The sequence below is a fragment of the Pseudomonas sp. 5P_5.1_Bac1 genome (genome assembly GCF_025466015.1).
GTDB lineage: Bacteria > Pseudomonadota > Gammaproteobacteria > Pseudomonadales > Pseudomonadaceae > Aquipseudomonas.
The window spans coordinates 104,629-118,019 of sequence record NZ_JANLNX010000115.1 but is presented as its reverse complement, the minus strand read 5'-3'; the positions used below and the strand labels follow the sequence as shown (position 1 = coordinate 118,019).

The window sequence follows — 13,391 nt, the reverse complement described above, 5'->3', positions numbered from 1 at the left end:
TACTGGACCGGCGGGGCATGTCGCCAGTTCCGAAACTCCTTTATCATTCGCCGATTTTCACCGGGGCTGCTTGTCCCCGGTCAGGGCTGGGGCGCATCGGCTGCCAGCCGTTCTGGAGTGAGTGATGAATACCCTGTTCATGCATTGCCGGCCCGGTTTCGAGGGCGAGGTCTGTTCCGAGATCAGTGAACACGCCGCGCGTCTTGGCGTTGCCGGCTATGCCAAGGCCAAGCCGCAGAGCGCCTGCGCCGAGTTCATCTGCAACGACGCCGAAGGCGCCGAGCGGATGATGCGCGAGCTGCGTTTCAACCAGTTGATCTTCCCTCGCCAATGGGCGCGGGGCAGCTTTGTCGAGCTGCCGGAAACCGACCGCATCAGCGTATTGCTGGAGCATCTGGCGGATTACCCGGTGGCCGGCAGTCTCTGGCTGGAAGTGATGGACAGCAACGACGGCAAGGAGCTTTCGACCTTCTGCCGCAAGTTCGAAGGCCCGCTGCGCAAGGCCTTGCTCAAGGCCGGCCGTCTGGTCGAGGACGGCCCGAGCGCGCGGCTGTTGCTGACCTTCGTCAGCGGTCGGCGGGTGTTTCTCGGCGTGGCCGACGCGGGCAACTCGGCGATGTGGCCGATGGGCATCCCGCGCCTTAAATTCCCCCGCGAGGCGCCAAGCCGCTCGACCCTCAAGCTGGAAGAGGCCTGGCACCACTTCATCCCGCGTGGCCAGTGGGACCAGCGCCTGTCGGATGACATGACCGGCGTTGACCTCGGGGCCGCGCCGGGCGGCTGGACCTACCAACTGGTCCGCCGCGGCATGCTGGTGACCGCCATCGACAACGGGCCGATGGCCGAAAGCCTGATGGACACCGGGCTGGTCCAGCATTTGATGGTCGACGGTTTCACCTGGAAGCCCAAGCAGACCGTGGACTGGATGGTCTGCGACATCGTCGAGAAACCGGCGCGCACCGCGGCGATGGTCGAGGAATGGCTGGGCGGCGGGCACTGCCGCGAGGCGGTGGTCAACCTGAAGCTGCCGATGAAGCAGCGCTACGCCGAAGTGCGCCGTCTGCTGGACCGCATCGAGGAAGGCTTCAAGGCGCGCAAGGTGAAGGTCTCGATCGGCTGCAAGCAGCTCTATCACGACCGTGAGGAAGTGACCTGCCACCTGCGCCGTCTCGACCTCAAGCCGCGCTGAATTCGCTTACTGATTACGGAGTCCCGAATGACCGATCTCACCCCTGATGCCGTGCTCGACGCCACCGGCCTGAACTGCCCGGAGCCGGTGATGATGCTGCACCAGCACGTGCGCGACCTCGCCGCGGGCGGCCTGCTCAAGGTCATCGCCACCGACCCCTCGACCCGCCGCGACATTCCCAAGTTTTGCGTATTCCTCGGTCACGAACTGGTGCAGCAGCAGGAAGAGGGCGGCACCTACCTCTACTGGATCCGCAAGAAGCTCGCCTGAACCTTCAACGCCCCGCCCGGCGAATATGCCGGCGGGTGCTGCGCGCCAGGCGGATCGACAGCATCAGCGCCGCGCAGGTCAGGCCGGCGATCAGGCCTTGCCACAACCCGCTCGGGCCGCTGGCCGGGCCGAAGACATCGGTCAGGCCGAGCAGGTAGCCGACCGGCAGACCGATGCCCCAATACGCGAACAGGGTCAGGATCATCGTCACCCGGGTGTCCTGATAACCGCGCAGCGCACCGGCGCAGATCACCTGGATGGCGTCGGAGAACTGGTACAGCGCGGCGAACACGATAAGCATCGCGGCAATCTGGATCACCGTGGTGTCCGGCGTGTAGATCGCCGCGATCTGCTCGCGCAGCAACAGGATCAGGCTGGCCGAGAACGCGGCGAACACCAGCGCCGTGCCCAGCCCGACCAGTGAGGCGAAGCGCGCCTGGTACGGGTCGCCGGCCCCCACCGCCTGACCGACCCGCACGGTCACCGCCATCCCCAGCGAATACGGAATCATGAACAGCAGCGAACTGATGTTCAGGGCGATCTGGTGCCCGGCCACCACGGTCGGGCCGAGGCTGCCGATCAGCAGGGCGATCACCGCAAAGATGCTCGATTCGGCGAATACGGCGATGCCGATTGGCAGGCCGATGCCGAGCAGGCGCTTGATCACCGCCCACTGCGGCCGGTCGAGCCTGACCAGTACGCGGCTACTGGCGTAGGCCGGGGCCCAGCGGCTCCAGCCGGCCATGCTCAGGGCCATGAACCAGCCGACGATGCCGGTGGCCCAGCCGCAACCGACACCGCCCAGCGCCGGCATGCCGAAGTGACCGTAGATCAGCACCCAGTTCAGCGGAATGTTCAGCAACAACCCGCACAGACCGATGACCATGCTCGGCCGGGTGCGGCCCAGGCCATCGCTGTAGCAGCGCAGCACGTAGTAAAGGGCGATGCCGGGGAAACCGAAGGCGATGCCTTGCAGGTAGCCCATGCTCGGGCCGATCAGTTGCGGATCGACCTTCATCAGCCGCAGGATCGGTTCGGCGCTGAGCAACATGGCGCTCGCCAGCAGGCCCACCACCAGCCCCAGCCACAGGGCCTGGCGCACCAGCGGGCCGATTTCGCCGTGCTGGCCGGCACCGAAGCGCTGCGCCACTTTGGGCGTGGTGGCGAGGAGGATGCCGGTCATCAGCAGGTACACCGGAATCCAGATCGAATTGCCCAGTGCTACCGCCGCCAGATCTTCCGGGCTGACCCGGCCGGCCATCACCGCATCGACGAAGCCCATGGCGGTGGTCGCCAGTTGCGCGACGATGATCGGCGTGGCGAGGTGCAGCAGCCCGCGTGTTTCGGCGCGTATTCGGGCGGGGCGGGAGAGGGTGGTTGTAGCGGAAAGGGTCACTAGGCGGTCGTCCGGTGGCAGTGTGCGGAAAACCGGGCAGTCTACGCCCTGACGCATTGGTCAGGAAATGGGTGGGTTGGATGTGCAGGTCGATCGCAACACCTTGTAGCCCCTTACCCACTCCCGGCCCTACACTGCGCTCCCCCACAGGAGAGCACCATGCTGATAGTTGCCGACGAAAACATCCCGCTGCTCGATGCCTTCTTTGCCGGGTTTGGCGAGATCCGCCGTTACCCCGGCCGGGCCATCGACCGCGACTGCGTGCGCGATGCCGACGTGTTGCTGGTGCGCTCGGTGACCAAGGTCGACCGTGCGTTGCTGGAGGGCAGCCGGGTGCGCTTCGTCGGCACCTGCACCATTGGCACCGATCACCTGGACCTGCCGTATTTCGCCGAGGCCGGCATTCACTGGTCCAGCGCGCCGGGCTGCAATGCCCGTGGGGTGGTGGATTATGTGCTGGGCAGCCTGTTGACCCTCGCCGAGCTGGATGGCGCGGACCTGGCGTCGCGCACCTACGGTGTGGTTGGCGCCGGTGAAGTCGGCGGGCGTCTGGTCGAAGTGCTGCGCGGGCTGGGCTGGAAGGTGCTGGTCTGCGACCCGCCGCGGCAGGCGACGGAGGGTGGTGAGTATGTCGGGCTGGAGCAGATTCTCGCCGAATGCGACGTCATCAGCCTGCATACCCCGCTGACCCGCTCGGGCGAGCAGGCCACCTGGCATCTGCTCGACGCCGAGCGCCTGGCGAGCCTGCGCCAGGGCGCCTGGCTGATCAACGCCAGCCGTGGCCCGGTGATCGACAACGTTGCGCTGCGTGAGCTGCTGCTGGATCGCGAGGATGTGCTGGCGGTGCTGGACGTCTGGGAAGAAGAGCCACAAGTGGACCCGGAGCTGGCCGACCTGTGCGTTATCGCCACCCCGCATATCGCCGGTTACAGCCTCGACGGCAAGCAGCGCGGCACGGCGCAGATCTATCAGGCGTTCTGCGCCTGGCGTGGCGAGGCGGCGCAGGTCTGGCTTGCCGATTTGCTGCCGCGCCCGTGGCTGGCGCGGCTGGAGTTGCAGGGCGACAGCGATCCGGTCTGGGCGCTGGCGACGCTGTGCCGGGCGGTCTATGACCCGCGACGCGACGATGCTGATTTCCGCCGCAGCTTGAGCGAGGACCCGGCGCAGCAGCGGGTGAACTTCGACCTGTTGCGCAAGGGGTATCCGGTGCGGCGGGAAATCGAAGGGCTGCGGGTGCGGATCGACGGGGAGTCGGCGGCGCTGCGCCAGATTGTGCGGGCGTTGGGGTGTGTGCTGGAAAACTGACAGGTCTGCGAGCTTATCCATTCGCTGTGGCGAGGCTGCTGGCTCCTGCATCCGGCAGCGTGAGTGACGACTTCTGAAGCGACGCCGTTTTTGCGGGAGCTTGCTCGCGTAGGGCCGGAGGCGGGAGCCAGCGGTTTTCGTCAATAAAAAACCCGGCGCAGGCGCCGGGTTTCGAATGAGGTGGAGCTTCAGCTCTTCTTCGCCGGTACGACCCGGCTTTTTTCCAGTTCGCTGCACGCTTGCTGGATCATCTGCTCGGTGATCGGGATCTCGCGCCCTTGGGCGTCGATGATCGAACCGTGCACCGGTACAGGTTGTACCGAACGTTGCTGGGTATTCGCGCTGCTATGTTGCAAGCTCATTTCCTGTCTCCTCTTCAGGTGGCAAGCCTAGATTAAATCCGCGTGATGACCGGTCTGTTACAACTCCATCGCCGTTCACATCATGCGAGCAATCAGTCCACCAGAAAGTTCAGTGCAGATCCAGAGGTGCTTTAGACCGATCCGGTCTATGGCCTGCGCCCCGGCGTTGTAAACCCCCGCGCTCAATGGCGGCAATGCGCCTCCCGGGTGTAGGCTGCACGGCAGATCCGACAGACGGCAGCCCTCATGTTCAATCCGCTTTCCTCGCGTCAGCGCCAGGCCCTGCAACTGGCCTGGCGTTTCGTTCGCCCGTACCGCAAACAGTCGTTGCTCGCCTTGCTGGCGCTGGTGGTGACAGCGGGCATCACCTTGTCCATGGGTCAGGGCATCCGCCTGTTGGTGGACCAGGGTTTCGTGACCCGCTCGGCCGACCTGCTCGGGCAGTCCATCGCGCTGTTCATGGCCTTGGTGCTGGCCCTGGCGGTGGGGACGTTCGCGCGTTTCTACCTGGTGTCGTGGATTGGCGAGCGGGTGGTGGCCGATATTCGCCAACAGGTGTTCGATCACCTGATTGGCCTGCATCCCGGCTTTTTCGAGCACAACCGCAGTTCCGAAATCCAGTCGCGGCTGACCGCCGATACCACGCTGCTGCAGTCGGTGATCGGCTCGTCGCTGTCGTTGTTCCTGCGCAACACGCTGATGGTCCTGGGCGGCATCGTGCTGCTGTTCGTCACCAACCCCAAGCTGACCAGCATCGTGGTGCTGGCGCTACCGTTGGTGGTGGCGCCGATCCTGATCTTCGGCCGCCGGGTGCGCTCGTTGTCCCGGGAGAGCCAGGACCGCATCGCCGATGTCGGCAGCTACGTCGCCGAAACCCTCGGCCAGATCAAGACGGTGCAGGCCTACAACCACCAGCCACGGGATCGCCAGCGTTTCCGTGAAACGGTGGAGGCGGCGTTCGCCACGGCGCGCAAACGTATCGTCCAGCGCGCCTGGCTGATCACTCTGGTGATTGTGCTGGTGCTGGGTGCGGTGGGGGTGATGCTCTGGGTCGGCGGGATGGATGTGATCGCTGGGCGTATCTCCGGTGGCGAGTTGGCCGCTTTTGTCTTCTACAGCCTGATCGTCGGCAGCGCCTTCGGCACCGTCAGTGAAGTGATCGGGGAGTTGCAGCGCGCCGCGGGCGCCGCCGAGCGTATTGCCGAGTTGCTTGCCGCGCGCAGCGAGATTGTCGCGCCGCAGGACGGTGGCATGCGTCTGCCGCCACGGGTGAGCGGCCGGCTGGAGTTGCAGGCGGTGCGCTTTGCCTACCCGTCGCGGGCCTCGCGACCTGCGATTGATGGCCTTGACCTGACCGTCGAGCCGGGCCAGACCCTGGCGCTGGTGGGGCCGTCCGGCGCGGGCAAGTCGACGCTGTTCGACCTGCTGCTGCGTTTCTACGATCCACAACAAGGGCAGATTCTGCTCGACGGCCAGCCCCTGACCCGGCTCGATCCGCAGGAGCTGCGCCGGCATTTCGCCCTGGTGGCGCAGAACCCGGCGCTGTTCTTCGGCAGTGTCGAGGACAACATCCGCTACGGCCGCGCCGACGCCAGTTTCGCCGAGGTCGAAGCCGCCGCCCGCAGCGCGCATGCTCACGAATTCATCCTGCAATTGCCCAACGGCTACCAGACCCACCTCGGCGACGCCGGCCTCGGCCTTTCCGGCGGTCAGCGCCAGCGCCTGGCGATTGCCCGGGCCTTGCTGGTGGATGCGCCGATCCTATTGCTGGATGAGGCCACCAGCGCCCTCGATGCGCAGAGCGAGTACCTGATTCAGCAAGCCCTGCCGACCTTGATGGCCGGGCGCACGACGCTGGTGATCGCCCACCGCCTGGCCACGGTGCAGCATGCCGATCGCATCGCGGTGATCGATCAGGGCAAGGTGGTGGCGGTGGGGACGCACCTGCAGTTGATCGCCGAAAGCCCGCTGTATGCGCGGTTGGCGGAATTGCAGTTCGGCCCCTGAACCGGTTTTTTACAGATATGTGACAGGGTTTGTATCGGCTGTCACATTTCTGTAGCGATCCCCTGAGAGTATCGATTTCAACTGTTGCGTAAGTGCTCGATGCAGTTTCGCTGCCGTCCCCTGATGGCAGCTTTTTTTTGCCTGTGATTCGAGGACATGGATGTCTTTGCTCGGCCATTGCCGCCGTTTCCATCCTTTGTTCCGAGATCCCGCCGATGCCTCTGCGTACCTCCCTGAGAATGCAAATCCTCGCCCTGCTTGCCGGCAGCCTGTTGGCGATGCTGCTGATTGCCCTGGTCTGTTTCCGCCTGCTGTCCGCCAGTGTGGATGGCTACAGCCAACTGGTCGGCGGTCCGTTGCGGGCGTCGCAGCAGATCGATGAAGCCAACCTGCAATTCAAGATCCAGGTCCAGGAGTGGAAGAACGTGCTGCTGCGCGGCAAGCAGCCGGCGGACCTGGACAAATACTGGCAGCAGTTCCAGGCGCAGGAGCGCCAGGTGCAGGACATCCTCGGCCAGTTGGTGCGCGAGAACGCTGGCGATGCGCCGTTGCACAACAGCCTCGTGCAGTTGAAGGACAGTCACCGGCAGTTGGGCGAGGCCTATGCCCGCGGCCGCGAGGCGTTTCTCGCGGCGGGGGCCGATCCGGCAGCGGGGGACTTGGCGGTCAAGGGCGTGGACCGTGCGGCCAGCGAGCAGATGAGCGCACTGGTCAGCCAGTTGCGCGCCGCGTCCACGGCGCAGGCCGGGGAACTCAGCGAGCAGGCGCAGCGCACCGTCTGGCTGGGCCTGTCGATCATGTTGCTGTCGGCGCTGGCGATTGGGCTGTTCAGCCTGTGGTTGGTCAACCGCAGCTTGATCGAGCCGATCCGGCGCCTGATCGAGTACGTCGCTCACCTCAGCCAGGGCCGCTTCGACGCCCGCGTTGCCAGCGATCGCCAGGACGAACTGGGTCGGCTGGCGGTGGCGGCCAACACCCTGCGTGACTTCCTCGCCGACACCGTTGGCCGCCTGCAGGACAACGCCGGCGAGCTGGAAAGCGCCAGCGGCGAGCTGCGCACCCTGGCGGGCGGCATGGCCCGCGGGACCGACGACCAGTTCCAGCGCACCGACCAGGTGGCCACGGCGATGCACGAGATGTCCGCCACTGCCCAGGAAGTCGCCCGCCATGCCGCAGAAGCGGCACGGGCGGCGGATGATGCCGACCACAGCGCCCAGGCCGGCGAGCAGGTGATGCAGGCGACCATCGACACCATTTCCCGGGTAAACCGGGAAATCGCCGGTACTGCCGGGGTGATCCGGCATCTGGAGCAGGACAGCGCGCGGATCGGCAAGGTGCTGGAAGTGATTCGCGGCATCGCCGAGCAGACCAACCTGCTGGCGCTCAACGCTGCCATTGAGGCGGCGCGGGCCGGCGAGGCCGGGCGTGGTTTCGCCGTGGTTGCCGATGAAGTGCGCAACCTCGCGCAGCGCACGGCGTCATCCATTGCCGAGATCAACCAGATCATCAGTGCGGTGCAGTCCGGCGCGGTGGAGGCGGTCAAGGCGATCGAGGCGGGCCAGGCGCAGAGCGAGGAGGGGGCTGAGCAGGTTCAGCGCGCGGGAGATATGTTGAAACGCATCACCCTGGCGGTGGAGGAGATCCGCGACATGAACCGGCAGATCGCCACCGCCGCCGAGGAGCAGACCAGCGTTGCCGAGGATATCTCCCGCAATCTGGTGGAAATCACCCGTATCGCCACCGACAACCAGGGCGCCGTGCAACGTACCGAACGCGCCGGCCATCGCCTGCATGAACTCTCCGGGCAACTGGGTGCAGTCACCGCGCGTTTGTCCGCTTGAACGTTTAAGCCTGGGGGAAATCCGCCACTTGCTGGCTAAACAGGCAGCAAGCCTGGCGGGATCCCGCCATGAAAACCGGCAAATATGGGGTGCGACCACACGCCTCGCCTATTAGCCGTTGGTCGAGCTGAAGTTGGCCCGCTTCCTGCTTTAGGCCGGACAGCGCGGGCCATGTCCCGTGTTTAGACCAGAGGCTGCCGCGGCAGCCACGGCAAAAGACCGCTCCCCGCTTCTCCGATACCCCAGCCATTCGCCAGTGTTGGGTCCGGCGCAACCGTCCGGGCCTTGTGCATGTTCGGCATCGTGTGAGCAAAACCATAAAACCAGGGCGTGCACCCGGGTGCGGCGGTCAGGCCAATCACTTCACTTCAATTGGATTGAAATATGAAAAAAATCCTTTTGGCGCTCCTGTGCCTGAGCGTCATTGGTTGTTCCAAGCCCAGTGAACCGGAAAAGACTGTCGATGTGCTGCTGATCGGCGGCGGCATCATGAGTGCCAGCCTCGGGACCTACCTCCACGAACTCGAACCCCAGTGGTCGATCAACATCTATGAGCGCATGGACCAGGTCGCCGAAGAAAGCTCCAACGCCTGGAACAACGCTGGCACCGGCCACTCCGCGTTCTGCGAGCTGAACTACACCAGCGAAGGCGCCGACGGCAAGATCGACATCAGCAAGGCGGTGGCGATCAACGAACAGTTCGAAATCTCCAAGCAGTTCTGGGCCTATCAGGTCGAGCAGGACGTGCTGCGCAACCCGACGTCGTTCATCAACAGCGTGCCGCACATGAGCTTCGTCTGGGGCGACAAGAACGTCGAGTTCCTCAAGAAGCGCCATGAAGCCCTGCAGCACAGCTCGCTGTTCCGCGGCATGGAGTTCTCCGAGGACCACGCCCAGATCGCCAAGTGGGTGCCGATCGTGATGGAAGGCCGCGCCGCCGACCAGAAGATCGCCGCGACTCGCATGCCGATCGGTACTGACGTGAACTTCGGCGAAATCACCCGCCAGTTGGTGGGCTCGCTGACCAAGAGCGAGAACGTCAAGCTGCACGTGCGCCACGAAGTCCGCGACATCAAGCGCAATGCCGACAACACCTGGACCGTGGTCGTTGCCGACCTTGGCAACAAGGGCGTCGAGTCCAGCGTCAAGGCCAAGTTCGTCTTCATCGGTGCCGGTGGTGGCGCGCTGAAGCTGCTGCAGAAGTCCGGCATTCCTGAAGCCGAAGGCTATGCCGGCTTCCCGGTGGGTGGCCAGTTCCTGATGACCGACAATCAGGACATCGTTGCTCGCCACAAGGCCAAGCTGTACGGCAAGGCGTCGGTCGGCGCGCCGCCGATGTCGGTTCCGCACCTGGACACCCGCGTCATCGATGGCAAGGAAGTCCTGCTGTTCGGCCCGTTCGCGACCTTCTCCACCAAGTTCCTGAAAAACGGTTCGCTGCTGGACATGTTCGCGGCCCTGACCAGCCACAACATCATGCCGATGACCCATGCCGGTATCGACAACATCGACCTGAGCACCTACCTGATGGGCCAGTTGATGCTGAGCTTCGACGACCGCATGGCGGCGCTGCGCGAGTACTTCCCGCAGGCGAAGAACGAAGACTGGAAATTGCTGCAGGCCGGCCAGCGCGTACAGGTGATCAAGAAAGATCCGGTGCACGGCGGCATTCTGCAGTTCGGTACCGAGATCGTTGCGTCTGAAGACGGCAGCATTGCCGCGCTGCTGGGTGCTTCGCCAGGTGCTTCCACCGCTGCGCCGATCATGCTCAGCGTGCTGGAAAAGACCTTCAAGGACCGCATCAAGACGCCTGAGTGGCAGGCCGGTCTGAAGAAGATCGTTCCGACCTACGGCCAGAAGCTCAACAACAACCTTGAGCTGACCAACCAGACCCGTGAGTGGACCAGCTCGCGTCTGGGCCTGACCTTCATGCCGGTATTGCCGGAAGAAGTGGCGGCTGCTCAGTAAGGCAGTTGGGCCGCTTCGCGAGCAAGCTCGCTCCTACGGGGATAGGCAAATCCTGTAGGAGCGAGCTTGCTCGCGATCAACGGCAAAGCCTGATCAGCTCACTCCACAATCAGTGCTTTTTCTTCTTGTCCCCCAGGTGATTGCCCAGCGCACCACCCGCGGCCCCGCCCAAGCCGGCGCCAATCGTCGCACCGGTGCTGCCACCGAGCTTGTTGCCCAGCAACGAACCACCTGCCGAACCCAGGCCACCACCGACCGCTGCCTTGGCCTTGTTGCCTTTCTTCGCCGCTACGGCACCACCCGCCGCGCCGCCGACACCGGCACCGATCGCCGCGCCAGTGCTGCCACCGATCTGCTGGCCGACCACATTACCCAGTGCACCGCCCAGGCCACCGCCCAGTGCAGCAGTGCCATCGCCCGCGACGGCGCCTTGTGCGAACAGCAGGCCCAGAGTGACGGCGACAAAAGTCTTGCGCATGAAAAACAACCTCAAGGAAAAAGCGTGCGATCAGGCACGCGAAATGAAGCACTCCGGGCTTGCCGGACCACTCCAGGAAAAAACGGGGGCGTACACGAAAAAGCCCGCGAGAAGCGGGCTTGGACGATGAGCGATCTGGTCGGAGAGACAGGATTCGAACCTGCGGCCTTCTCGTCCCGAACGAGACGCGCTACCTGGCTGCGCTACACTCCGATGAGGAAAATTTTACTCAAAATATTTCCATCTACAAGCCCCGCGGAGCCGCTTCGCGCTGGAAGCTTCAAGCCGCAAGAAAGCGCGGGATGGGACGCGGTCTTCTCTTGCAGCTTGGGGCTTGAAACGTGTGGCTGCTTTTAGAGCTCTTTGACGGTGCGGATCTGGTCCTTGTTGACGCGGGTGCGCTTGCCGTCCAGTTGTTCGAATTCGTAGAAGCCGGAATCTTCGTCGAAGCTCGGGGTGTCGACGGCTTGAATCTCACGGCCATCGTTGAGGGTAATGACGGTCGGCGAAGCGCAACCGGCGAGGGCGCCAATACCGAGGGCGAGCAGGAAAGCGGGAAGGGTCCGTTGAATCATGGTGAATCTCCAATAGGTGAAGGCCGGGTATTGTTCTTCAGACGCATACGGTTACAGCAAGTTCCTTGCGATCATTAGCGTAGCGGTTAATCGCGTCATTGACCGGGCGCAATACCCGGTCGGCTAGGCTGCGCGGGGCCTCTTTCCCTGTGATATAACACCGCCCATTCCCATTCTCCAACGGACCCAATGCCATGAAAGCCAAGGCAGACGCCCCCTTCGTGCCACTCAATATCGCCGTGTTGACCGTCAGCGACACGCGCACGCTGGAAACCGATACCTCCGGCCAGGTCTTCGTCGATCGCCTCACCGAGGCCGGTCACAACCTCGCTGAGCGGGTACTGCTCAAGGACGACCTGTACAAGATCCGCGCCCAGGTCGCCACCTGGATCGCCGAAGAGGTGGTGCAGGTCGTGCTGATTACCGGTGGCACCGGTTTCACCGGTCGCGACAGCACCCCCGAGGCGGTCACCTGTTTGCTGGACAAGCAGGTCGATGGCTTCGGCGAGCTGTTCCGGCAGATTTCGTTGGCCGATATCGGCACCTCCACCGTGCAGTCCCGCGCCTTGGCCGGGTTGGCCAATGGCACGTTGGTGTGCTGCCTGCCGGGTTCGACCAATGCCGTGCGCACTGGTTGGGACGGCATTCTCGGTGAGCAGTTGGACAACCGCCATCGCCCGTGCAATTTCGTTCCGCACCTGAAGCAAGCCGCGCCTTGTGAAAGCCGTGGCTGAGTTGCCGGCGGCCAAGCCGCTGCTGCCGGTCGAGGCGGCGCTCGAACGCCTGCTGGCGCTGGCCGAGGCGGCGCCCATTACTGAAGTCGAAGACGTCACCCTGGGGGATGCCGAGGGTCGGGTGTTGGCCAATGACCTGCACGCCACCCTCGACCTGCCGCCCTGGCCGAACAGCGCCATGGATGGCTACGCCCTGCGCGTGAGCGACTGGCAGGGCGAGCCGCTGCCGGTCAGCCAGCGGATCTTCGCCGGGCAATCGCCCGAGCCGCTGCAACCTGGCACGTGCGCGCGAATCTTCACCGGAGCTCCGGTGCCCGCGGGCGCTGATTGCGTAGAAATGCAGGAAAACGCCGAAGTGCTGGATGACCAGCGCGTGCGCTTCACCGAAGCCTTGAGCACGGGCCAGAACATTCGCCCGCAAGGCCAGGAAACCCGTGCCGGCGAGCTGGTGCTGGTGGCCGGAACCCGTCTTGGCCCGATCGAGTTGGGCCTCTCGGCCACCCTCGGCTATGGCCGAGTCACGGTGGTGCGGCGGGTGCGGGTTGCGGTGTTGTCTACCGGGGATGAGCTGGTCGAGCCGGGTCAGCCGCTGGGTCCGGGACAGATCTACAACAGCAACCGCCGCCTGCTGTGCAGTTGGTTGCAGCGTTTGGGCTGCGAAGTGGTGGATGCCGGAATCCTCCCGGACGATCTGGAACAGACCCGGCAATGCCTGGGAGGGCTCGGTGATGTTGACCTGATCCTGTCCACTGGCGGTGTTTCCGTGGGGGAGGCCGATTACCTGGGTGTCGCCCTGCGCGAGGCGGGGGAACTTGCGTTGTGGAAGCTGGCGATCAAGCCCGGCAAGCCTCTGACGGTTGGCCAGTACAACGGCGTGCCGGTGATCGGCCTGCCTGGCAATCCGGCTTCGACGCTGGTCACTTTCGGTTTGCTGACCCGGCCTTATCTGCTGCGCCGTCAGGGCGTGCAGGAGGTCAAACCATTGCAGTTCGCCGTGCCGGCTGGCTTCGACTGGCCGAAGTCTGGCAATCGCCGCGAATACCTGCGTGCTCGCCTGGAGCAGGGCAAGGCGCTGATCTACCGCAACCAGAGCTCCGGCGTGCTGCGCAGCGCCGCCTGGGCCGAGGGGCTGGTGGAAGTGCTGGAAGGCACGACGCCGATGCAGGGGGATATCGTGCAGTTCATTCCGCTGAGTGAGTTGCTTGGCTGAGGTCGCATCGCGACGGTCCGGCGGCCTTATCGCGAACAAGCTCGCTCCAGCCTGTA

12 protein-coding genes, 1 tRNA gene and 1 pseudogene are annotated in these 13,391 nt (G+C 64.5%); 9 read left to right on the top strand and 5 right to left on the bottom strand.

The window, feature by feature from the left end:
• The first annotated feature begins 124 nt into the window (after positions 1–124).
• A complete protein-coding gene (rlmM, locus tag NTD82_RS26950) occupies positions 125–1,189 on the top strand; it encodes a 23S rRNA (cytidine(2498)-2'-O)-methyltransferase RlmM (protein ID WP_262130925.1) in 1,065 nt (354 codons plus the stop codon).
• Positions 1,190–1,216: 27 nt separating this feature from the next.
• The gene (tusA, locus tag NTD82_RS26945) at positions 1,217–1,459 is read left to right on the top strand and encodes a sulfurtransferase TusA (protein ID WP_262130924.1); all 243 of its coding nucleotides are present in this window, start codon (positions 1,217–1,219) and stop codon (positions 1,457–1,459) included.
• 4 nt (positions 1,460–1,463) lie between these two features.
• On the opposite strand, the gene NTD82_RS26940 is transcribed toward tusA, so the two are convergent.
• Positions 1,464–2,855 (bottom strand): MATE family efflux transporter, encoded by a 1,392-nt coding sequence (locus NTD82_RS26940; RefSeq protein ID WP_262130923.1) that lies wholly within the window; start codon positions 2,853–2,855, stop codon positions 1,464–1,466.
• A 159-nt stretch (positions 2,856–3,014) separates the two neighbouring features.
• Here NTD82_RS26940 and pdxB point away from each other — a divergent pair, with 159 nt between their 5' ends.
• The gene (pdxB, locus tag NTD82_RS26935) at positions 3,015–4,160 is read left to right on the top strand and encodes a 4-phosphoerythronate dehydrogenase PdxB (RefSeq protein ID WP_262130922.1); all 1,146 of its coding nucleotides are present in this window, start codon (positions 3,015–3,017) and stop codon (positions 4,158–4,160) included.
• A 188-nt stretch (positions 4,161–4,348) separates the two neighbouring features.
• On the opposite strand, the gene NTD82_RS26930 is transcribed toward pdxB, so the two are convergent.
• Positions 4,349–4,522 (bottom strand): PA1571 family protein, encoded by a 174-nt coding sequence (locus tag NTD82_RS26930; RefSeq protein ID WP_262130921.1) that lies wholly within the window; start codon positions 4,520–4,522, stop codon positions 4,349–4,351.
• 246 nt (positions 4,523–4,768) lie between these two features.
• On the opposite strand from NTD82_RS26930, the gene NTD82_RS26925 reads away from it, so the two are divergent.
• From NTD82_RS26925 to NTD82_RS26915, 4 genes and pseudogenes are all read left to right on the top strand, one after another.
• Entirely contained in the window at positions 4,769–6,529 is a 1,761-nt protein-coding gene (locus tag NTD82_RS26925) for an ABC transporter transmembrane domain-containing protein (protein WP_262130920.1), read from the top strand.
• Positions 6,530–6,744: 215 nt separating this feature from the next.
• Positions 6,745–7,437, top strand: a pseudogene (locus NTD82_RS29515) (methyl-accepting chemotaxis protein); the annotation flags it as partial.
• A 165-nt stretch (positions 7,438–7,602) separates the two neighbouring features.
• Entirely contained in the window at positions 7,603–8,370 is a 768-nt protein-coding gene (locus NTD82_RS29510; protein WP_371864319.1) for a methyl-accepting chemotaxis protein, read from the top strand.
• A 384-nt stretch (positions 8,371–8,754) separates the two neighbouring features.
• Positions 8,755–10,338, top strand: coding sequence for a malate:quinone oxidoreductase (locus NTD82_RS26915; RefSeq protein WP_262130918.1), 1,584 nt, complete (start codon positions 8,755–8,757; stop codon positions 10,336–10,338).
• A 109-nt stretch (positions 10,339–10,447) separates the two neighbouring features.
• Here the strand turns inward: NTD82_RS26915 and NTD82_RS26910 are convergent, their stop codons facing one another.
• The 3 genes from NTD82_RS26910 to NTD82_RS26900 form a co-directional block, all read right to left on the bottom strand.
• Entirely contained in the window at positions 10,448–10,816 is a 369-nt protein-coding gene (locus tag NTD82_RS26910) for a glycine zipper domain-containing protein (RefSeq protein WP_095157972.1), read from the bottom strand.
• 136 nt (positions 10,817–10,952) lie between these two features.
• A tRNA-Pro gene (locus NTD82_RS26905) sits at positions 10,953–11,029 on the bottom strand.
• A 140-nt stretch (positions 11,030–11,169) separates the two neighbouring features.
• Entirely contained in the window at positions 11,170–11,391 is a 222-nt protein-coding gene (locus NTD82_RS26900) for a YgdI/YgdR family lipoprotein (protein WP_095157970.1), read from the bottom strand.
• A gap of 194 nt (positions 11,392–11,585) precedes the next feature.
• Between NTD82_RS26900 and moaB the strand changes: the two genes are divergently transcribed.
• Both moaB and glp read left to right on the top strand, forming a co-directional pair.
• Positions 11,586–12,125 (top strand): molybdenum cofactor biosynthesis protein B, encoded by a 540-nt coding sequence (gene moaB / locus NTD82_RS26895; RefSeq protein WP_262130917.1) that lies wholly within the window; start codon positions 11,586–11,588, stop codon positions 12,123–12,125.
• A complete protein-coding gene (glp, locus tag NTD82_RS26890) occupies positions 12,109–13,335 on the top strand; it encodes a gephyrin-like molybdotransferase Glp (RefSeq protein ID WP_262130916.1) in 1,227 nt (408 codons plus the stop codon). The genes moaB and glp overlap by 17 nt, the downstream gene beginning before the upstream one ends.
• The last annotated feature ends 56 nt before the right edge of the window (positions 13,336–13,391 follow it).